The sequence below is a fragment of the Nocardioides antri genome, assembly GCF_008373765.1.
Taxonomy (GTDB): domain Bacteria; phylum Actinomycetota; class Actinomycetes; order Propionibacteriales; family Nocardioidaceae; genus Nocardioides; species Nocardioides antri.
In genome coordinates this window covers 156,602-175,388 of sequence record NZ_VUJW01000010.1, presented here as the reverse complement: position 1 = coordinate 175,388, position 18,787 = coordinate 156,602, and the positions used below count along the sequence as shown (strand labels likewise).

The window sequence follows — 18,787 nt, the reverse complement described above, 5'->3', positions numbered from 1 at the left end:
CCCTTCCCGCCGTCGCTGCTGACCTCGACTCTCCGAGCCAGGTTCGTTGTCACTCTCGTGAGGAGAGTGCCAGCGTCATGTTTAGCACTCGACCCCCGAGAGTGCAAGAAGAGGTCGGGCGCTCCGAGGGCGTCAGAGGCGGGAGGCCACCAGGTCGGCGAACGGCTCCGCGATCCCCGGCTCGACGTCGAGGTAGAGCCCGGGCTCGATCAGCTCGAGCTCGCTGACGACCCACTGCCCCTCCCACATCATCAGGTCCACCCGCGCGTAGGCGAGGTCGGCGTCGCGCAGCGCGGCAGCGCAGCGGACGGCGGTCTCGGCGGTCCGGGCGCGATCCGGGTCGAGCGGGACGGGACGGCTGCTGCCGCCGTACGCCTCGTGCACCCGCACCTCGTCGCCCGCCACCGCCTTGTCGACCTGGGAGACGGCACGACCCCCGAGGACGTAGACGGAGGTCTCGCCGACCGTCCGCACCGACTCCACCAGCGGCTGCACCACCCACGGGCCGGCCGCCAGGTCGAAGAGCCGCCAGTCGTCGAGCGCCTCGACGACCACCACTCCGCGCCCGCCCGCGCCGACCCGCGGTTTGATCACGGCGGTCCCCCACCGCTCGAACGCCGCCGACAGCCCGGTGATCAGGGAGGCGTCGTCGACCAGCGCGGTCGGCACGACCGGGACCTCCTCGCCGAGCTCGATCAGGTAGGCCTTGTCGGCGTTCCAGGCGAACGCGTCAGCGCCGTTGAGCACCGGGGTGACCGCCTCGACGTCGCGCGCCCAGGCCAGGAAGGCGGGCAGCCGGCGGTGGTAGTCCCAGGTCGACCGCACCACGACCAGGTCCGCGTCTGCCCAGTCGACGTCGGCGTCGTCCCAGCACACCCACCGGGCGTCGATCCCGCGCTCCTCGAGCGCCGGGACCAGGACGGAGCCGCCGGGCTCGCCGTCGGGCATCAGGTTGAACGTGACGAGGAGGACCGAGGGCATGCGGGCGATCCTAGGCAGGACGCGGGAGGTGGTGGCCGAACGGGACGTCGTCGCGCAGCCCGAGGGCGGTGAGCACCGACGGGACGAAGGCCTTCGCCGTGCGCTTGTAGCCCAGCGCGCTGGGGTGGAACCGGTCGAGGCTGAACATCTCGTCGGGGTTCGTGATGAAGAACGGCCCGACGATGGTGGCGAGGGCGACCGCGTGCGCGCCGCTGCGGACCGCGGCGTCCCGCTGGGCGATCGCGAGCTGCCGTGACATCCGCGAGCCGAGGGCACGGAGCGGCTGGGGGACTTCGCGCAGCGCGCCGAGGTCCGGGCAGGTCCCGACGACGACCACCGCGCCGAGGACGCGCAGGCGGGTGATCGCGTCCTCGAGGTGCCGCACCGACTCGCCGACCGGCACCCGGTGGGTGACGTCGTTGCCGCCGATGACGATGATCGCGACATCGGGGCGGTACGACGCCGGAAGCCCGTCGAGCTGTCCCGCGAGCGCCGACGACTCCGAGCCCACGACGGCGGCGGTGCGGAGGTCGACGGATCGGTGCAGCTCCTTGGCCAGCCCGCGGGCGACCCGCGCCCCGAGCGTGTCCTTGCGTCGCTCGGCGCCGAGCCCGGCCGCGATGGAGTCGCCGAGGAGCAGGAGTCGCAGCGGGTCGCCGTATGTCTTCTTCCAGACCTTGTCGGCGTCGATCGCGTCCTCACCCAGCGGTTTTCCGATCCGGCGGCGAGCGATCGCCGCCTGCCGGCGCAGCAGCTCCCGGCCGCCGCCGGCGGTGACGCCGAGGCCGGCGAGGACGACCGCCGCTCCGGCCACCGTGCGCTTGCGCATCATGGCGCCTGTCAATCAGAGGAACCTGAACCGGCGGTGGCAGTGCGATGGCGCGCCGGTGTCAGGCGACCAGGATCTCCGGCTCGTGGGTGACCGGGAAGCTCACCGAGGCGGCGATGAAGCAGTTCTCGCTCGCCTCGCGGTGGATCTCCCGCGCGAGGTCGAGCTGGGCGGGGTCGGCGATGGTGACCCGCGGTCGCAGCACGACCGAGGTGAAGCGGCCGCCCTGCCCGACCTGGCTCATCGTGCCGACCGGCGCGTCGTCGTACGCCGTGACGACGATGCCGTGGTTGACCGCCGAGTGCAGGTAGGACAGCAGGTGGCACTGCGACAGCGCCGCGAGGAGGAGCTCCTCGGGGTTCCACCGGCTGCCGTCGCCGCGGAACGGGACGTCCGCCGACCCGAGCAGGTCCGGCTTGCCGTCCGCCGTGAGCACGCAGTCGCGGCTGTAGTCGCGGTAGCCGCTGGTGCCGGTGCCGCGGTTGCCCTGCCAGGTGAGCCCGAGGGCGTAGTGGTGGTCCGTCACCGGACCAGTCTCGCTCAGCCCCCGGCGACGGCGGGGATGACCGAGATCTCGGTGCCGTCCGGCGTCGGCGTGGCGAGGTCGTCCTGGAACCGGACGTCGTCGTTGCCGACGTAGACGTTGACGAAGCGGCGCAGCTTCCCGTCCTCGTCGACGATCCGGCCCTTGATGCCGGCGAAGTTGGCGTCGAGGTCGTCGAGGACCTCGGCGAGGGTCGCGCCGGTGGCGCTCACCTCGGACTCGCCGCCGGTGTAGGTGCGCAGGATCGTCGGGATCCGGACGCTGACGCTCATTCGCTTGCTCTCTCTTTCGTTGGGGGACGGCGCGGTCAGAGACCGGTGGCCTTGAAGGCGGAGTACGTCGGGGCGATGGTGGCCGCCGCGCCGACCTGGCCGGAGACCGCGTCGAGGGTCTTGAGCCCGTGACCGGTGTTGATCACCACGGTCTCCTGGGTCGGGTCGAGGACGCCGGTCTCCACCAGCTTCTTGGTGACGGCGAGCGTCGTGCCGCCGGCGGTCTCGGTGAAGATGCCCTCGGTCCGGGCGAGCAGCACGATCCCCGCGCGGATCTCCTCGTCGGTGACCTCCTCGACCGCGCCACCGGTGCGGCGCGCGATGTCGAGGACGTAGATGCCGTCGGCCGGGTTGCCGATCGCGAGGCTCTTGGCGATCGTGTCGGGCTTCACCGGCCGGATCGCGTCGGTGCCGGCCTTGAACGCCGTGGCGACGGGGCCGCAGCCCTCGGCCTGCGCGCCGAAGATGCGGTAGGGCTTCTCCTCGACCAGGCCGAGCTTGATGAGCTCCTGGAACGCCTTGTCGACCTTGGTCAGCTGGGAGCCGGAAGCCACCGGGATGACGATCTGGTCGGGCAGCCGCCAGCCGAGCTGCTCGGCGATCTCGTAGCCGAGCGTCTTGGAGCCCTCGGCGTAGTAGGGCCGGACGTTGACGTTCACGAACGCCCAGCCGTCCTCCTCGCCGGCGATCTCGGAGGCCAGCTTGTTGACGTCGTCGTAGTTGCCGTCGACGGCGACGAGGTTCTCGGTGAAGATCGCCGAGTTGACCTGCTTGGGCTGCTCGAGGTTGCTCGGGATGAACACGACGGTCTTGATCCCGGCGCGGGCACCGGCGGCGGCGACCGCGTTGGCGAGGTTGCCGGTCGACGGGCACGCGAAGACCTTCGAGCCGAGCTCACGGGCGGCGCTCAGCGCGCAGGCGACGACCCGGTCCTTGAAGGAGTTCGTCGGGTTGGTCGAGTCGTCCTTGACCCACAGGGTCTCGATCCCGAGCTCGCGGCCGAGGTTGTCCGCCCGGAGCAGCCGGGTGAAGCCGGGCTCGGTGTTGGGGCTGGCCTCGATGTCGGTCGGCACCGGCAGCAGCGCCTTGTAGCGCCAGATGTTGCGCGGGCCGGCCTCGATCTGCTCGCGGGTCACCTCCGGGAACTCGTAGGCGACCTCGAGCGGGCCGAAGCACTCCGGGCACGCGTAGAAGGGGCCGAGCGCCACCTGGTGGCCACACTCCCGGCAGGCCAGCCCGACGGCATTGCCGAACGCGCCCTCACGGGGTCCGGATGCCGGGGTCTCCTCGACGGGACAGTCGGCCTCGGTCACGACAGCGCTCACAGTTCCTCCTTCTCATCTGCCCCGGCACGTCCGTCGTGCGGGTCGGATTTGGCACCGTTTCCACGTCCGATCCCCGTTGCCGGGAGGCGGAGGCTCGTGGCGGTTGCCGGGACTTCAACGGGCCGTTCCCTCAGTCCCTCTGGATGAGCGGTTCACAAACTATCGGGAGGGCGGTCGCCCGAACGAATCGAGATCCCGGCATCCGAGATGGGCGTCCACCATTCGAGATCATCTGTCGGCGCGGGACTTCCCGTGGGCGGTTGTCGATCCCGTGGTCTCCCGCACGTCATCCCGGTGACAGATCCGACCGACAGCTGAGAGGTTGCCACCATGACCACCTACGTCGTACTCCTGCCCGGTGACGAGGACGCCTGGGAGGCGCTCTCCCCCGAGGAGCAGGGCACCGTATTCGCCAGGCACGAGGAGTTCAGCCGAGCGCTGGCCGAGCGCGGCCACACCGTCACCGGCGGAGCCGAGCTCACCCACTCGCGCACCACCCGCCAGGTGCGAAGGAACGCCGACGGCGGGGTGGCCGTGACCGACGGCCCCTACGCCGAGACGGTCGAGCAGCTGAGCGGCTTCTACCTGGTCGAGTCCGACGACCTCGACGACCTGGTCCAGGTCTGCGCGATCCTCGCCGACGTCGGCGGGCCGCCGGTCGAGGTGCGAGCCGCCGTCGACCACAGCGGGGACAGCGAGGTCTGACCTGAACGGCGCCGACGACGCGCTCGACCGGGCGCTGCGCGACGAGTGGGGCCGGCTGCTGGCCCTGCTCGTCGCGCGGTTCCGCCGACTCGACCTCGCCGAGGACGCGCTCGCGGACGCCTTCGAGGCGGCCGCGAGGACCTGGCCCGGCGACGGCGTCCCCGGCAACCCGGCCGGCTGGCTGCTCACCGCGGCACGCCGCCGGGCTCTGGACCGGCTCCGGTCGGACGCGGTGCTCGCCCGGTCGATGCCGCTCCTCGCGGTCGAGGCCGAGCTGACGGAGCAGGCGCAGCGGGCGATGGCCGATCCCGGTGACGAGCTGCTCGACGAGCGGCTGCGGCTGGTGCTGCTCTGCGCGCACCCGCGCCTGTCCCGGGAGGCGGCGGCCGCGCTCACGCTCCGCCTGGTCCTCGGCATCAGCACCGAGGACGTCGCGCGGCTGTTCCTGCAGAGCACGGCGACGATGGCGGCCCGCCTCACGCGAGCCCGCAAGAAGCTGGCGGGCGAGACGTTCGCCGTACCCTCCGGAGCCGACCTGGTGGACCGGGTCGGCGTGGTGGCCGACGTCGCCTACCTGGCGTTCACCGCCGGCTACGCACCTGGCTCGGGGAGCGACGTCGTGCGCGCCGACCTCGCCGGAGAGGCGATCCGGCTGGTCCGCGTGCTCCGCACCCTGCTGCCGTACGACGACCAGGAGCTCGCCGCGCTCCAGGCGCTGATGTTGTTCCAGCACTCGCGGCGGGACGCACGGGTCGCCGACGGCGCGCTCGTGCTCCTGCCCGACCAGGACCGCTCCCGCTGGCACCACGACGAGATCCTGGAGGCGGTCGACATCCTCCGGCCGCTCACGGCCGCCCCGCCGGCGCCCTACCTCCTCCAGGCCCTGATCGCCGCCGAGCACGCCGTCGCCGCCTCGTCGGACACCACGGCGTGGAACCGGATCGTCGCCCGCTACGACGAGCTGCTGGCGCTCCGCGACAGCCCGGTGGTGCGGCTGGCCCGGGCGATCGCGGTCGCCGAGGCGAACGGGCCGGAGGCGGGGCTGGCCGCACTCGAGGGGGTCGCCCTCCGCGGCCACCGGCTTCCCGCCGCCCGCGCCGAGCTCCTCGCCCGGACCGGCGACCCCGAGGCCGCGCGCGCGTCGTACGACGCCGCGATCGCCCTCTGCGGCAACGCCGCCGAGCGCGCCCACCTGGAGCGCCGCCGCGCGCTCCTGGGGGCCTGAATCAGCCTGGCTCCGAGCCCTGCAGGATGTCGAGCCGCAGCCGGCGCAGGAAGTCGACCACACCCGCAGGCCCCTTGACCACGACGTCGGAGAGCGGAAGCAGCGCGCTCTGCTCCTCCGACGCCGAGCAGACCCGGAGCGCGGCCAGCCCCTGCTTCTCGAGCTCGACGACCGCCTCGAACGCCTCGAGGTCGCCGAGGTCGTCCCCGGCGAAGAGGAAGCCGAGCGCCCCGAGCTCGGCCGCGAGCTTCTCCACGACCATGCCCTTGTGGGCCCCCGGGGAGCGCACCTCGATGACGTTGCGGCCCGGCTCGATCACCATGCCGTGCCGGCCGGCGAGGTCGCGCAGCGGCGGCAGCAGCCGCTCGAAGGCGTCCTGCGGGTCGGGGAGTCGGCGCGTGTGCACGGCGACCGCCAGGCCCTTGTCCTCGACGTAGGCGTCGGACGCGCCGGCGAGGCGCAGGGTCCGCGGCAGGTCGCGCTCGAAGGTGGCCAGCCCGCGCGGCGGCCGCGGGCTGACGATCCGGCGGTGGCTCGAGGTCCAGCGCTCGTTGCCGTACTGGCCGTAGAGGTGGAGCTCCTTGCCGGCGGCCTGGATGGCGTCGCCCAGCTCCTCGAGCCCGCCGAGGTCGAGCGCCTGGCGGGCCGGGCGGCCGGTGATCACCGCGATGGCCGCCACCTGTGGCGCCAGCTCGGTCAGGGCGTCGGCTGCGTCGGGGTGGATGTGAGCCTTCGTCGGGTCGTCGACGATCGGGGCCAGCGTGCCGTCGAAGTCGAGCCCGACGATCGTGCGGTCGGCCACGCGGACCAGGTCCGCGTAGCGATGTTCACCCTCCAAGGACGAGAACTGCACGCCCCCAGCCAATCACGGAAGCGGGTGCGGGTGCTCGCCGCAGGGTCGATGTCCCGCCGATCCCGCGATCGGGATCAGGCGAGCGCGCCCGTGAGGATCACGGTCAGGTTGGTGTCGCTCATCCCCGCGTCCGCCGGGATGATCCGCTGGACACCCAGGTCGAGGGCCAGCTTCTGCGCGGCGTCGCGCATGCCCTGCGGGAAGTAGACCGTGGTCGCCGGGATGGTGCCGTACCAGTTGTCGGCGGCGACGGCGTTCCACCCGATCTCGTCGACCTGTGCCAGGACCTCGCTCGCGAGTCCGGTGATGCTGGTGTTGTTGAAGACGACCACGCCGACCTCGCCGCGCTCGACCGGCGGCTTGGTCTTCTTCGGCTCCTCCGGGGTCTCGGTCTCGCTCGGCTCGGTCACCTCGTCGTCGGTCGTCTGCGTGGCAGACGGCTCCTCGTTGACCGAGGAGGTCGTGATCTCGCGCTCGTTCGGGGCCTCGTCGCGCGTGACGACGAAGGCGACCGCGGCGACGACGACGGCGACGATGCTCAGCAGCACCACGGGCGACGGGAGCACGGCGCCGCGCTGGTCGCGGCGGGAGCGGCCGGACGGGCGGTTCTGGTCGGGGGAAGGACGACCATTCATGGGCTCAGACCTCTCAGACCTCGAAGCCGAGACGGCGGGCGGAGCGCTGCCGCTGCCGCTGCGAGCGCAGCCGGCGCAGTCTCCGGACGAGCAGCGGGTCGGAGGCGAGCGCCTCGGGACGGTCGATCAGCGCGTTGAGGACCTGGTAGTAGCGGGTGGAGCTCATGCCGAACTTCTCGCGGACCGCGGTCTCCTTGGCGCCGGCGTACTTCCACCACTGGCGCTCGAACTCCAGGATCTCGCGATCGCGGTCGCTCAGCTCGGTCCCGGATGCACCAGCCGCCCCGTGGGCTGCGGCTGACTCCGGCGCCGGATTGCTCCGCTGCGGGTCCATGCTCTTCTCCCCCGATGTCGACAGTGGTCTGGCCCCACTGTAGACGGCGAATCACACGGATGTCATTCAAACCCCCGGCGTGTAGGCGCGGGACAGAAAACGGACGACCGCGAGGACCCGCCGGTGGGCCGCGTCGTCGTCCGGCGGGAGGTCGAGCTTGGCGAAGATCCGCTGGGTGTGCTTCTCGACCGCACCGAGCGAGATGAACATCGCCTCCGCGATCGAGGAGTTCGACCGGCCCTCCGCCATCAGCGACATGACCTCGCGCTCGCGGGGCGTCAGCCGCGCGATCGGGTCGGCGCGCCGGGTCATGAGCTGACGGACGACCAGCGGGTCGAGCGCGCTGCCGCCGGCCGCGACGGCCTCGACCGCGCCGAGGAACTCGTCGACGTGGGTGACCCGGTCCTTGAGGAGGTAGCCGATGCCGGCGGCGCCCGTCGCGAGCAGGTCGTCGGCGTACGACACCTCGACGTACTGCGACAGCACGAGGAGCCGCGCCTCCGGCCAGCGGCGGCGCACCTCCAACGCGGCGCGCAGCCCCTCGTCGGTGTGGGTCGGGGGCATCCGTACGTCGACCACGAGCAGGTCGGGCCGCTCGGCCAGCGCCGCCTCGACGAGCGACGGCCCGTCGCCGACCGCGCCGACGACGTCGTGGCCGGCCTCGACGAGCAGCAGCTGGAGACCCTCGCGCAGCAGCACGGAGTCGTCGGCGAGCACGATCCTCACAGGGCAGGCCTCACCCGAGCGGCACCTCGGCGCGGACCCGGGTGGGCCCGCCGTCGGGGGACGCGACCTCGAGCGTGCCGTCGACGCCGGCGAGCCGCTCGCGGAGGCCGTCGAGACCGCGTCCGGCGGCCACCTGCGCCCCACCCCGCCCGTCGTCGTCGACGGTCACCACCAGCCGGCCGTCGTCGACCCGCAGTGCGACGTCGGCGCGGCTCGCCTGGCTGTGCTTCGCGATGTTGGTCAGCGCCTCGGCGACGACGAAGTACGCCGCCGTCTCGGCCTGCGGGGGCAGCGGCTCCGCCTCGGCGACGACGTGGACCGGGATCGCCTGTCCGGACGCCATCTCGCGGACGGCGACCGCGAGGCCCCGGTCGACGAGCAGCGGCGGGGCGATCCCGCGGGAGAGCGCCCGCAGCTCCTCGACCGTCTCCAGCGTCTGCGTGAGCGCGGCGTCGATCGTCGTCGCGGCCTGGTCCGGGTCGTCGGCGAGCTGCCGCCGCGCGCGGCCGAGGTCCATGCCGAGCCGGATCAGCCGCTGCTGCGGCCCGTCGTGGATGTCCCGCTCGAGCCTTCGCAGCGACCGGGCCTCCGCGCGGTGCGCCGACTCCCGGCTCTCCTCCATCCGGACCATCCGTCCGACCAGCTCCCCGCGGCTGCACAGCAGCACCCGGGAGACCGCGGCATGCGTGGCGGCGGCGAACCTCACGGCGACCGGCAGGGTGAGGAGCGCGAGGACACCGATGGTCGTCTGGAGCAAGATGTCCGCGCTGCGGCTGCTGCCCAGCCCGATCAGCTGGGCCAGCGAGGTGCCGTCCGGGCCGCGGGGGATGAACCGCTCCCAGAACCAGTAGGTGAGTCCGCCGAGGCTCGCCGCCCACCACGCGACCGTCACGGCGGATGCGAAGGCCGCCGTCAGCAGCGCGACCAGGCACCAGAGCCAGTCGAGCCAGGTCTGCACGTCGCGCAGCGGGGTCAGCAGGGCGCGGACCCGGCCGTCGCCCGGCGCTGCCCGCAGGTAGGAGGGGTACGGCGCCGCGACCCCTGCCATCGAGCGGAGCCGGATCCGCTCGACGTGCGCGAACCCGCGGGCGGCGTACCCCGTGGCGACCAGGACGAGCAGCCCGACACCCGCGACCACGAGCGTCCCGGTGCCGGCGGCGAGGCCCGCGACCACGACGACGAACGCCGGTAGCGCGAGGACGAAGGCCGAGAACGCGTAGGCGCTGTCGAGCACCACGCGGTGCGTCGCGGATCGGGCGGGCAGGGGGACCACGGGCATCAGCATCGTCTCGGTCATGACCTCGACGCTAGGAACTCGCCCGAGTGGGTACCAGCCAGCCACCCCGACAATCAGACTTGCGCGAGCGTGTCGCATACGTCGCGGCTTCGCCGCCGTGCGACACGCTGCCGCGCTTTGAGCTCCAGAGATGGTTAAGGTGACCGACGTGGCCCACGACCTCGTGATCGTTGCCAACCGCCTGCCGGTCGACCGGGTCACCTTGCCGTCCGGCCGGAAGGTCTGGCGCAAGTCCCCCGGCGGCCTCGTCGCCGCGATCGAGCCGGTGATGCGCACCCACGGCGGTGGCGTGTGGATCGGCTGGGCCGGTGGCACCAACCAGAAGCTGAAGCCGTTCGAGGACGAAGGCCTCTCCCTGGTCCCGATGTCGATGAGCGCCGAGGAGATCGAGGGCCACTACGAGGGCTTCTCCAACGCCACCCTCTGGCCGCTCTACCACGACGTCGTCGCCAAGCCGGCGTTCCACCGCGAGTGGTGGGACGAGTACGTCAAGGTCAACCGGAGGTTCGCCGAGAAGGCCGCGGAGCTGGCCGCCGAGAAGGGCACCGTGTGGGTGCACGACTACCAGCTCCAGCTGGTGCCGCAGATGCTCCGCGACCTCCGCCCCGACCTCCGGATCGGCTTCTACCTCCACATCCCGTTCCCCCCGGCCGAGCTGTTCCGGCAGCTGCCGTGGCGGCGCCAGCTGCTCGAGGGGCTGCTCGGCGCCGACCTCGTCGGCTTCCAGCTGCCCGAGGCCGCCGCCAACTTCGTCCGCCTGGTCCGGCAGCGCGTCGGCCACAAGACGCACCGCGACCTGGTCTACCTCCCCGACGGGCGCACGGTCCGGGCCGCGGCGTTCCCGATCTCGATCGACTCCGCCGGCTTCGAGGAGCTCGCCCGCTCCCCCGAGGTCGTCGAGCGGGCCAAGGCGATCCGCGAGGCCCTCGGCAACCCCCGGCGGATCTTCCTCGGGATCGACCGGCTCGACTACACGAAGGGCATCTACGCCCGACTGCGTGCCTACAGCGAGCTCATCAACGACGGCCACTTCGACGTCGAGGACGCCGTCTTCGTCCAGGTCGCCGTCCCGTCCCGCGAGCAGGTGGAGCAGTACCGCATCCTGCGCGACGAGATCGAGCGCCTGGTCGGCCGGATCAACGGCGACCTCGGCCGGATCGGCCGGCCCGCGATCAGCTACCTGCACACGTCCTACCCCCGCGACGAGATGGCCGCGCTCTACCGCGCGGCCGACATCATGGTGGTGACGCCGTACCGCGACGGGATGAACCTCGTCTGCAAGGAGTACGTCGCCTGCCGGGTCGAGGAGGACGGCGCGCTCGTGCTCTCGGAGTTCGCGGGCGCTGCCGACGAGCTGAAGCAGGCCTGGCTGGTCAACCCCTACGACATCAACGGCATGAAGGCGGCGCTGCTCGAGGCCTACAGGGCCGACGGCAAGGAGCTCAGCCGCCGGATGCGGGCGATGCGCAAGACGATCAGCCAGCACGACGTGAAGGCGTGGGCCGCGAGCTTCATGACCGAGCTCGAGGACGTCCCGCACCACACGAAGAACCCGCGGCCGATCAGCCGTTCCTGAGCGGGGCCGCACCGGCCGGTGGACCCTGCTGCCCAGGACGGGCCGCGGAGGGTACTTTTCGCCCATGGATCTGATCCCCAAGCCTGATCAGGTCGTGTCCGCGGCCAGCAACGTGGCGCACAAGATGCTCTACGGCGGCCTCGCCGACCTGCGCCCCATGCCGCGCACCCTGATCGACGACGGGATCCTCCGCGAGGTCTACCACTACCGTCCGTCCGGCACCGTCAAGGAGACCGGCGACCCGGTGCTGCTGGTGACGCCGCTGGCCGCCCCGGCGATCTGCTACGACCTGCGCCGCGGGTGCTCCCTGGTGGAGCACTTCGTGACCGGAGGGCGGCCGACGTACCTCGTGGAGTACGGCGAGGTGTCCTTCCGCGACCGCAACCTCGGCATGGAGCACTGGATCGACGAGGTCGTGCCCACCGCGATCCGTGAGGTCTCCGCCCACGCCGGCGGCCGCCCGGTGCACGTCATCGGGTGGAGCCTCGGCGGGATCTTCTCGCTGCTCTCCGCCGCCGACCAGCCGGACCTGCCGATCGCGTCGCTGACCGCGGTCGGGTCGCCCATCGACGTGTCGCTCGTGCCGCTGGTCGCGCCGCTGCGGCCGCTGCTCAACTGGGTCAACGGCAGGGGCCCGATCACGAAGGGCTACCAGCTGCTCGGCGGAGCCCCGAAGCCGCTGGTGAAGTGGGCGTTCCAGCTCTCGTCGTTCCAGAAGATGGTGACGAAGCCGCTCGCGATCGCCACCCACATCGACGACACCGAGTTCCTCGCCCAGATCGAGGCGGTCGACCGGTTCACCGAGAACATGATCGCCTACCCCGGCCGCACGTTCGGGCAGCTCTACCACCGCTTCGCGAAGGGCAACCAGCTCGCCCAGGGCGAGTTCGACCTCGACGACCGCACCATCCGGCTGGCCGACATCAAGGTGCCGGTGCTGATCTTCGGCGGCTCGACCGACGGCATCGCCCCGGTCCCGGCCGTGGAGGCGATCGCCCCACTACTGACCGGCTCGGCCGAGGTCCGGTTCGACATCGTCCCCGGCGGCCACCTCGGCATGCTGACCGGCCGGGCCGCACGCCAGACGACCTGGGTCGTGATGGACGAGTGGATCACCCAGTGGTCGACCGACGAGAAGACCGCCACGACGAAGCGGTCGTCCACGAAGAGCTCCTCCGCGAAGTCCGCCTCTTCGAAGTCCGGCTCCGGGATCGGCACCAATCCCCAGCGCCGGCACACCTCGTCAGCCTCGCGAGCACTGAAGAAGTGACCTAGTCAATTCTGACTATACGTTCGGACCGGCTGCCCGATCCCCGGATAGGTCCGCCGCCCCTAGAGTCGACATCACCGACGCGGGCCACGGGGACTCCCTGGAGGGAGCCCGCCAGGCTGGCGCCTCGTGCGCTGCCGGTGGTCCAGGAACTTTTCCTCGTGGCCCGTGTCGGAGCTAGCCAACCGGCGGCGCCCCTTGGAGGGAGAGGGGCGCCGCTGAACGGCTTTTCAGGCCAGCAGGTCCTCGTAGTCCGGGTGCTTCCCGATCCAGCCCTTGATGAACGGGCAGGTCGCCTTGACCTTCAGGCCGTCGGCGCGGGTCTGGTCGAGCGCCGCACGGGCGAGCTTGCTACCGATGCCCTGCCCCTCGAACTCGTCCTTGACGACGGTGTGCACGAAGTCCCGGACGCCCTCGCCGGCGACATACTCGGTGAAGCCGGCCATTCGCCCGTCCTCGGCGTGGATCTCGAACCTGTTGCGCTCGACGTTGTTGCTCACCTGGGTGTCGGTCATGACTCGAGCCTAGGGGCAGCGAGAATGGCCCGATGAGCGCGCTGGCTGGACTCGTCGACAAGGGGCTGATGGCTCCGGACTGGGCGGAGGCGCTGGCGCCGGTGGACGACCGGATCGGTGCCCTGGGCCGGTTCCTCCGCGACGAGCTGGCGGCGGGACGGCCGTACCTCCCGGCGGGGGACGCCGTGTTCCGCGCCTTCCGTCGCCCGCTGGCCGACGTGCGGGTGCTGATCGTCGGGCAGGACCCGTACCCGACACCCGGCCACCCGATCGGGCTGTGCTTCGCGGTCGACGCACACGTGCGGCCGATCCCCCGCAGCCTGGCGAACATCTACCAGGAGCTGGCCACCGACGTCGGCGTCACGCCGCCGCCGCACGGCGACCTGACGGCCTGGACCGAGCAGGGCGTGATGCTGCTGAACCGGGTGCTCACCGTGGAGCCCGGCCGGCCCGCATCGCACCGCGGCAAGGGCTGGGAGCACGTCACCGCGTGCGCGATCGCGGCCGTCGTACGACGCGCGGAGGTCGGTGCGCCGATCGCCGCGATCCTGTGGGGGCGGGACGCGGGGACGCTCAAGCCGCACCTCGGGCCGATCCCGTGGGTGGAGTCCGCACACCCGTCGCCGCTGTCCGCGAGCCGCGGGTTCTTCGGGTCGCGTCCGTTCAGCCGGGTCAACCAGCTGCTCGTCGAGCGCGGCGGCGATCCGGTGGACTGGCCGCTCCCGATGGAATAAAGTTGAATCCTCAACTATTGGGGTGGACATGACTGCAGGCACCACCGCGATCGAGCGCATGCCCGCGCTCTACATCGGCCACGGCGCACCGCCGCTGCTGGACGACCCGGCGTGGTCCTCCGAGCTCGCCCACTGGGCGTCCGAACTGCCGCGGCCCAAGGCGATCCTCATCGTCAGCGCGCACTGGGAGTCCGCGCCCGTCTCGCTCACCGCGAGCGGCGCCGAGCTCGTCTACGACTTCGGCGGCTTCGCGCCGAAGTACTACCAGATGACCTACCGCACCCCGGACGCCACCGCGCTCGCGGCGCAGGTCGCGCAGCTGATGCCGGACACCGAGCCGGTGCACCAGCACACCTCACGCGGTCTCGACCACGGGGCCTGGGTCCCACTCAAGATCATGTATCCCGACGCGGACATCCCGGTCCTGCAGATGTCGCTGCCCACCCACGACCCCGAGCGGCTCCTCAAGCTCGGCGAGCGGCTGCGTCCCCTCCGCGACGAGGGCGTGCTCATCATCGGCTCGGGGTTCCTCACCCACGGCCTGCCGTTCCTCACCGAGTGGCGGATCGACGCCTCCGTCCCGCAGTGGTCCGCCGACTTCGACGCCTGGGCCGGCGAGGCGATGGCGCGCGGCGACGTGGACGAGCTGGCGTCGTACCGCGCGAAGGCGCCGGGCATGCCCTACGCCCACCCGACCGTCGAGCACTACAGCCCGTTGTTCGTGACCCTCGGCGCCGCGACCGATCCCGGCACACCGGGCACCCAGGTCATCGACGGCTTCTGGATGGGTCTGTCCAAGCGCTCGCTCGAGGTCGCCTGACCGTCCGGCCGCTCACCGGCGGCCGCGGAGCGATGCGTTCTCCCGCCGGAGCCGCTTGACCTCTGCCTCGAGCTCGAGCACCCGGCCGATGCCGGCGAGGTTGAGGCCGTCCGCGAGCAGCTCGCGGATCCGGTGGAGACGCTCGATGTCGGCACGGCTGTAGAGCCGCGACCCTCCCGGCGTCCGCGACGGTGCCACCAGGCCGCGTCGCTCGTAGACGCGGAGGTTCTGGATCTCCATCGAGACCAGGTCGGCAGCGACCGAGATCGCGTAGACCCCGCGCGCCTGCTCACCAGCCATGGGCACCTCCTCCGGATTGGGGCTTGATTCTAGCGGGACAGATAATCTATAACAGTCATTACAGATCTTGAAGCAATCGGACGAGACCCGTCCGACCCACTCGAAGGAGGAACCATGTTGCTGCGCACCACCGACCCGTTCCGCGACTTCGACCGCCTCGCCGGCCACCTGCTCGGCAACAGCTGGGGCACGACCAACCGGCCCGCCGTGATGCCGATGGACGCCTGGCGTGAGGGCGACCGCTTCGTCATCGAGTTCGACCTCCCGGGCGCCAGCAAGGACAGCATCGACATCGACGTCGAGCGCAACGTGCTGACGGTGAAGGCAGAGCGCGTGGCGGGCAACGGCGACTGGCAGCGGCTCGCGTCCGAGCGCACCCACGGCCAGTTCAGCCGCCAGCTCGTCCTGGGTGACAACCTCGACCTCGACCGGATCGAGGCCGGCTACGACAACGGCGTGCTGCGGCTCGTCGTCCCCGTCGCCGAGAAGGCGAAGCCGCGCAAGGTCGAGATCGCCGGCGCCACGCCGACCACGGAGGCCATCGAGGCCTGATCGGCTGACTCCAGGCTCGGTCGACACGCTCGACCGGGCCTGGAGTCTGTCTTCAGCGCACCCGGAGTCGTCGCATCAGCTTCAGCGAGCTGAGCATCTGCTTGACGTACGCATCGTAGTTCTGGCCCGGCCGGGCCCCGAGGACCTGCCTCTTCAGCACCGCGACGTTCTTGACGTCGGTGTACTTGAGGAGGCCCTGGTCGCCGTGGCGGGCGCCGACGCCGGAGCTCTTCACACCGCCGGAAGGCGTGCCCTTGGACGCGTACGCCGTGGCGAGCGCGTCGTTGACGTTGACGTTGCCGGACTCGATCCTCGCGGCGACCTCCTCGGCGCGAGCGATATCGCCGCTCCAGACCGAGGCGTTGAGGCCGTAGTCGGTGTCGTTGGCGAGCTTGATCGCCTCGTCGACGGTCCGGTAGCGGTAGAGGCCGACGACCGGGCCGAACGTCTCGGTCTTTCCGGCCAGCATGTCCTTGGTGACGCCTTCGAGCACCGTCGGCTCGAAGAACGCCGGCCCGAGGTCGGGACGGGCGCGGCCACCGGTCAGGACGGTCGCTCCCTTCGTCACCGCGTCCTCCACGTGGGAGGCGACCCGGTCGCGGTGGTCGGTGGAGACCAGGCTGCCGATCTCCGGCCCGAAGTCGTACGACGCACCGATCCGCAGCCCGGAGGCCCGCCGGACGAAGGCGTCCCGCAGCTCGTCGTACCGGCTCTCGGGGAGGTAGATCCGCTCGATGTGCATGCAGATCTGCCCGGTGTTGCCGAAGACGCCAAACACTGCGGACTCCACCCACTCCTCGACGGCTGCGTCATCCAGGTCGTCGAGGACGACCATCGGGTTCTTGCCCCCGAGCTCCAGGCAGCAGCCGATGAGGTTGCGGCCGGCGCGCTCGCCGATCACCCGGCCAGTCGCGGTGGAGCCGGTGAACATGACGTAGTCGGCGTTGTCGATGAGGGTCGGGCCGACGTCGGGGCCCTCGCCGCAGACGACCTGGAACAGGCCCTTCGGCAGGCCGGCCTCCTCGAGCAGGCTGATGCCGAAGAGCGGGCTGAGGGCGGTCTTGTTGTCGGGCTTCACGACGACGGCGTTGCCGGCCATCAGCGCCGGGATGGCGTCGGACAGGCCGGTCGCGAACGGGAAGTTCCAGGGGGCGATGATCCCGACCACGCCCTTGGGGACGTGCACCTCCGTCGAGGTGGACAGGAACGGGACCGGGCCACCGCGCCTCTTCGGCGCGAGCAGCTTGGGCGCGCGCTTCAGGTAGTGGCTGATGACCATCGGCGGGTCGCAGGTCTCCTCGATCGCCATCCGCCGGTTCTTGCCGCTCTCCACCTGGATCAGGTCCGCCGTCGTGAGCGCGTTGTCGATGAGCAGGGTGTGCGCCCGCTCGAAGACCTCCAGCCGCTTCCGGACCGGCCACTGTGCCCAGAGGCGCTGGGCCGCGCGCGCTTCGTGGAACGCCCGCTCGATGTCCTCCGGCGTCGACTGCGGGAGCTCGACGAGCACCTCGCCGGTGTAGACCTCGGTGAGCTTCCAGGTCGCACCCGACGAGCCGGGCACCCGGGCGACGAGGCGCTCGAGGAGCTCGTCGGTGACCGTGGCGGGGCGGGTCGTCGTACTCATCGGACGCCGCCCAGGATGATCTCGGCGGCCTTCTCCCCGATCATGTAGCACGGCGCGTTCGTGTTGCCCCCGGTGATCGACGGCATGATCGACGCGTCGGCGACCCGCAGCCCGTCGACGCCGCGCACCTTGAGGTCGGGACCGACCACCGCACGCTCGTCGACGCCCATCCGACAGGTGCCGACGCCGTGGTAGACCGACGTCGAGCGCAGCTTGAGGGCCTTGCGGAGCTCCGCGCCCTTGAGACCCGCGCCGGGGTGGATCTCCTCCTTGACCGTGCCGCCGAACGCGGCGCCGGCCATGATCTCGCGGATCATCTCGGTGCCCTCGGCGAGCACCTCGACGTCGTCCTTCTCGCGGAGGAAGCCGTAGTCGATCAGCGGGGCCGCCAGCGGGTCGGACGAGGCGAGCCGGAGCGTGCCGCGGCTGCGCGGGTAGATCAGGGTCGAGAACACGGTCGCGCTCGGCCGCGGGTCGACCTGGTGCCGGATCGGGGCGTCCTGGTTGGGCGTGGGGTAGGACCACGGCAGCATGTGGAGCTGCAGGTCCGGGACGTCGGTGGCGTACGACGTCCGCACGAACCCGACCGACTCGAAGACCGAGTTGCCCAGGAACGAGCCGCCGCGGGCCCTCTCCTTGAGCAGCGCCTTGCCGAAGTAGAGCGGCGTGCCGCGGTGCTGGACGGTCGGCACGTGGAACGTCAGCGGGTGGAACAGGTGGTCGTGCAGGTTGTCGCCGACCGGCAGGTCCGCGACGCAGTCGATGCCGACCGTGGCGAGGTGGTCGGGGTGGCCGATGCCGGAGAGCATGAGCAGCTGCGGGCTGCCGATGAAGCCGGCGGAGAGGACGACCTCCTTGCCGGCGCGGATGAAGCGGCGTACGCCGCCGCCCCTCGGCAGCCCCCCGGCCCGGTCCAGCTCCACCACCTCGACGCCGGTTGCCCGGCCGTTCTCGATCACGACCCGCGTCGCCTGGACGCGGGTCTGCACCTCGAGCGTCGGCGGGGCGAGGTGGTGGACGTAGCCGCGCGCCGAGGAGTAGCGGAGCCCGTCAGCAGCGTTCTGCTGCATCCGGGCGATCCCCTCCTGCTCGGCGGCGTTGTAGTCGTCGAGGATCTTCACCCCGAGCGTGTCGGCGGTCGCCTGGATGAACTGGAGGCTGGCCTCCTGCGGGGTCTTGTTGCGGGTGATCCGGATCGGCCCGCCGGCACCGCGGTAGTCGTTCTCACCGTCCTCGAAGTCCTCGTAGCGCTTGAACGCGTCGTTGACCTCGTCGGCGCTCCAGCCGGTGTTGCCCTCGGCCGCCCAGGAGTCGTAGTTGGCGCGGTTGCCCCGCACGTACACCATCCCGTTGACCGAGCTCGAGCCGCCGAGCACCTTGCCGCGCGGGGTCGGCATCCGTCGACCGTCCAGGCCCACCTGCGGCACGGAGTAGAAGCCCCAGTCGTTGAGCCTCTTGAGCTTGGGCTCGGAGTGCATCGGGCCGATCATCCCGGGGATCTTGGTGAGCATCTGCTCGTCGGTCTTGCCCGCCTCGAGCAGGATGACGCTCGCGCCCGACTGGGCGAGCCGGGCGGCGACGATCGAGCCGGAGCTCCCCGAGCCGACCACCACGTAGTCGGCCTCGTTGCTGCGCTGCGCTGCGCGCTGTGCCCTGCCCATTCGCTGGCC

At 71.5% G+C, this 18,787-nt stretch carries 21 protein-coding genes and 1 riboswitch; of the genes, 7 read left to right on the top strand and 14 right to left on the bottom strand.

The window, feature by feature from the left end:
• Window positions 1–132 precede the first annotated feature (132 nt).
• The 5 genes from F0U47_RS16530 to thrC form a co-directional block, all read right to left on the bottom strand.
• Complete coding sequence (locus F0U47_RS16530) at window positions 133–981, bottom strand: ATP-grasp domain-containing protein (RefSeq protein ID WP_149751569.1); 849 nt, start codon at window positions 979–981, stop codon at window positions 133–135.
• A 10-nt stretch (window positions 982–991) separates the two neighbouring features.
• Window positions 992–1,810, bottom strand: coding sequence for an SGNH/GDSL hydrolase family protein (locus F0U47_RS16525; protein WP_149751568.1), 819 nt, complete (start codon window positions 1,808–1,810; stop codon window positions 992–994).
• 61 nt (window positions 1,811–1,871) lie between these two features.
• A complete protein-coding gene (locus F0U47_RS16520; RefSeq protein ID WP_149751567.1) occupies window positions 1,872–2,336 on the bottom strand; it encodes an OsmC family protein in 465 nt (154 codons plus the stop codon).
• A gap of 14 nt (window positions 2,337–2,350) precedes the next feature.
• A complete protein-coding gene (locus F0U47_RS16515; RefSeq protein WP_149751566.1) occupies window positions 2,351–2,626 on the bottom strand; it encodes a MoaD/ThiS family protein in 276 nt (91 codons plus the stop codon).
• 35 nt (window positions 2,627–2,661) lie between these two features.
• Window positions 2,662–3,951 carry a threonine synthase gene (gene thrC / locus F0U47_RS16510; protein WP_246159671.1) on the bottom strand — a complete coding sequence of 430 codons (1,290 nt, stop codon included), beginning with the start codon at window positions 3,949–3,951 and terminating at the stop codon, window positions 2,662–2,664.
• A 9-nt stretch (window positions 3,952–3,960) separates the two neighbouring features.
• A riboswitch (SAM riboswitch) is annotated at window positions 3,961–4,101 on the bottom strand.
• A 180-nt stretch (window positions 4,102–4,281) separates the two neighbouring features.
• Here thrC and F0U47_RS16505 point away from each other — a divergent pair.
• The gene (locus F0U47_RS16505) at window positions 4,282–4,656 is read left to right on the top strand and encodes a YciI family protein (protein ID WP_149751565.1); all 375 of its coding nucleotides are present in this window, start codon (window positions 4,282–4,284) and stop codon (window positions 4,654–4,656) included.
• A gap of 1 nt (window position 4,657) precedes the next feature.
• Window positions 4,658–5,881: an RNA polymerase sigma factor gene (locus tag F0U47_RS16500; protein ID WP_149751564.1), complete on the top strand. Its 1,224-nt coding sequence runs from the start codon at window positions 4,658–4,660 to the stop codon at window positions 5,879–5,881.
• Window position 5,882: 1 nt separating this feature from the next.
• Here F0U47_RS16500 and otsB read toward each other — a convergent pair whose 3' ends face one another.
• The 5 genes from otsB to F0U47_RS16475 form a co-directional block, all read right to left on the bottom strand.
• Window positions 5,883–6,734, bottom strand: coding sequence for a trehalose-phosphatase (gene otsB, locus F0U47_RS16495; protein WP_149751563.1), 852 nt, complete (start codon window positions 6,732–6,734; stop codon window positions 5,883–5,885).
• A gap of 74 nt (window positions 6,735–6,808) precedes the next feature.
• The gene (locus F0U47_RS16490) at window positions 6,809–7,369 is read right to left on the bottom strand and encodes a LytR C-terminal domain-containing protein (RefSeq protein WP_149751562.1); all 561 of its coding nucleotides are present in this window, start codon (window positions 7,367–7,369) and stop codon (window positions 6,809–6,811) included.
• A gap of 13 nt (window positions 7,370–7,382) precedes the next feature.
• Complete coding sequence (locus F0U47_RS16485; RefSeq protein ID WP_246159670.1) at window positions 7,383–7,703, bottom strand: DUF3263 domain-containing protein; 321 nt, start codon at window positions 7,701–7,703, stop codon at window positions 7,383–7,385.
• A gap of 66 nt (window positions 7,704–7,769) precedes the next feature.
• Window positions 7,770–8,429 (bottom strand): LuxR C-terminal-related transcriptional regulator, encoded by a 660-nt coding sequence (locus tag F0U47_RS16480; protein ID WP_149751561.1) that lies wholly within the window; start codon window positions 8,427–8,429, stop codon window positions 7,770–7,772.
• Window positions 8,430–8,439: 10 nt separating this feature from the next.
• Window positions 8,440–9,726, bottom strand: a complete 1,287-nt coding sequence (locus tag F0U47_RS16475) for a sensor histidine kinase (RefSeq protein ID WP_188111392.1) — start codon at window positions 9,724–9,726, stop codon at window positions 8,440–8,442.
• Between the two features lie 139 nt (window positions 9,727–9,865).
• On the opposite strand from F0U47_RS16475, the gene F0U47_RS16470 reads away from it, so the two are divergent.
• Both F0U47_RS16470 and F0U47_RS16465 read left to right on the top strand, forming a co-directional pair.
• Window positions 9,866–11,302 carry an alpha,alpha-trehalose-phosphate synthase (UDP-forming) gene (locus F0U47_RS16470; protein WP_246159669.1) on the top strand — a complete coding sequence of 479 codons (1,437 nt, stop codon included), beginning with the start codon at window positions 9,866–9,868 and terminating at the stop codon, window positions 11,300–11,302.
• Between the two features lie 64 nt (window positions 11,303–11,366).
• Complete coding sequence (locus F0U47_RS16465) at window positions 11,367–12,572, top strand: alpha/beta fold hydrolase (protein ID WP_149751558.1); 1,206 nt, start codon at window positions 11,367–11,369, stop codon at window positions 12,570–12,572.
• Window positions 12,573–12,802: 230 nt separating this feature from the next.
• Here F0U47_RS16465 and F0U47_RS16460 read toward each other — a convergent pair whose 3' ends face one another.
• A complete protein-coding gene (locus F0U47_RS16460) occupies window positions 12,803–13,087 on the bottom strand; it encodes a GNAT family N-acetyltransferase (RefSeq protein WP_149751557.1) in 285 nt (94 codons plus the stop codon).
• Window positions 13,088–13,119: 32 nt separating this feature from the next.
• On the opposite strand from F0U47_RS16460, the gene F0U47_RS16455 reads away from it, so the two are divergent.
• Both F0U47_RS16455 and F0U47_RS16450 read left to right on the top strand, forming a co-directional pair.
• Window positions 13,120–13,821 (top strand): uracil-DNA glycosylase, encoded by a 702-nt coding sequence (locus tag F0U47_RS16455; RefSeq protein ID WP_149751556.1) that lies wholly within the window; start codon window positions 13,120–13,122, stop codon window positions 13,819–13,821.
• A gap of 28 nt (window positions 13,822–13,849) precedes the next feature.
• Window positions 13,850–14,641 (top strand): dioxygenase family protein, encoded by a 792-nt coding sequence (locus F0U47_RS16450; protein WP_246159668.1) that lies wholly within the window; start codon window positions 13,850–13,852, stop codon window positions 14,639–14,641.
• A gap of 12 nt (window positions 14,642–14,653) precedes the next feature.
• Here F0U47_RS16450 and F0U47_RS16445 read toward each other — a convergent pair whose 3' ends face one another.
• Window positions 14,654–14,941: a MerR family transcriptional regulator gene (locus tag F0U47_RS16445; RefSeq protein ID WP_149751555.1), complete on the bottom strand. Its 288-nt coding sequence runs from the start codon at window positions 14,939–14,941 to the stop codon at window positions 14,654–14,656.
• A gap of 114 nt (window positions 14,942–15,055) precedes the next feature.
• Here F0U47_RS16445 and F0U47_RS16440 point away from each other — a divergent pair, with 114 nt between their 5' ends.
• Window positions 15,056–15,493, top strand: coding sequence for an Hsp20/alpha crystallin family protein (locus F0U47_RS16440; protein WP_149751554.1), 438 nt, complete (start codon window positions 15,056–15,058; stop codon window positions 15,491–15,493).
• Between the two features lie 52 nt (window positions 15,494–15,545).
• On the opposite strand, the gene F0U47_RS16435 is transcribed toward F0U47_RS16440, so the two are convergent.
• Together F0U47_RS16435 and F0U47_RS16430 are read right to left on the bottom strand one after the other, a co-directional pair.
• The gene (locus tag F0U47_RS16435; protein WP_149751553.1) at window positions 15,546–17,117 is read right to left on the bottom strand and encodes a succinic semialdehyde dehydrogenase; all 1,572 of its coding nucleotides are present in this window, start codon (window positions 17,115–17,117) and stop codon (window positions 15,546–15,548) included.
• Window positions 17,114–18,778: a GMC family oxidoreductase gene (locus tag F0U47_RS16430; protein ID WP_149751552.1), complete on the bottom strand. Its 1,665-nt coding sequence runs from the start codon at window positions 18,776–18,778 to the stop codon at window positions 17,114–17,116. Before F0U47_RS16430 ends, F0U47_RS16435 begins: the two co-directional genes overlap by 4 nt.
• Window positions 18,779–18,787 lie beyond the last annotated feature (9 nt).

What these genes read in the sequence shown, in the direction of transcription:
- F0U47_RS16530 (WP_149751569.1), bottom strand. Translation starts at nt 981, where the DNA reads ATGCCCTCGGTCCTCCTCGTCACGTTCAACCTGATGCCCGACGGCGAG.
- F0U47_RS16525 (WP_149751568.1), bottom strand. Translation starts at nt 1,810, where the DNA reads ATGCGCAAGCGCACGGTGGCCGGAGCGGCGGTCGTCCTCGCCGGCCTC.
- F0U47_RS16515 (WP_149751566.1), bottom strand. Translation starts at nt 2,626, where the DNA reads ATGAGCGTCAGCGTCCGGATCCCGACGATCCTGCGCACCTACACCGGC.
- F0U47_RS16505 (WP_149751565.1), top strand. Translation starts at nt 4,282, where the DNA reads ATGACCACCTACGTCGTACTCCTGCCCGGTGACGAGGACGCCTGGGAG.
- F0U47_RS16490 (WP_149751562.1), bottom strand. Translation starts at nt 7,369, where the DNA reads ATGAATGGTCGTCCTTCCCCCGACCAGAACCGCCCGTCCGGCCGCTCC.
- F0U47_RS16485 (WP_246159670.1), bottom strand. Translation starts at nt 7,703, where the DNA reads ATGGACCCGCAGCGGAGCAATCCGGCGCCGGAGTCAGCCGCAGCCCAC.
- F0U47_RS16475 (WP_188111392.1), bottom strand. Translation starts at nt 9,726, where the DNA reads ATGACCGAGACGATGCTGATGCCCGTGGTCCCCCTGCCCGCCCGATCC.
- F0U47_RS16465 (WP_149751558.1), top strand. Translation starts at nt 11,367, where the DNA reads ATGGATCTGATCCCCAAGCCTGATCAGGTCGTGTCCGCGGCCAGCAAC.
- F0U47_RS16460 (WP_149751557.1), bottom strand. Translation starts at nt 13,087, where the DNA reads ATGACCGACACCCAGGTGAGCAACAACGTCGAGCGCAACAGGTTCGAG.
- F0U47_RS16455 (WP_149751556.1), top strand. Translation starts at nt 13,120, where the DNA reads ATGAGCGCGCTGGCTGGACTCGTCGACAAGGGGCTGATGGCTCCGGAC.
- F0U47_RS16450 (WP_246159668.1), top strand. Translation starts at nt 13,850, where the DNA reads ATGACTGCAGGCACCACCGCGATCGAGCGCATGCCCGCGCTCTACATC.
- F0U47_RS16445 (WP_149751555.1), bottom strand. Translation starts at nt 14,941, where the DNA reads ATGGCTGGTGAGCAGGCGCGCGGGGTCTACGCGATCTCGGTCGCTGCC.
- F0U47_RS16440 (WP_149751554.1), top strand. Translation starts at nt 15,056, where the DNA reads ATGTTGCTGCGCACCACCGACCCGTTCCGCGACTTCGACCGCCTCGCC.
- F0U47_RS16435 (WP_149751553.1), bottom strand. Translation starts at nt 17,117, where the DNA reads ATGAGTACGACGACCCGCCCCGCCACGGTCACCGACGAGCTCCTCGAG.
- F0U47_RS16430 (WP_149751552.1), bottom strand. Translation starts at nt 18,778, where the DNA reads ATGGGCAGGGCACAGCGCGCAGCGCAGCGCAGCAACGAGGCCGACTAC.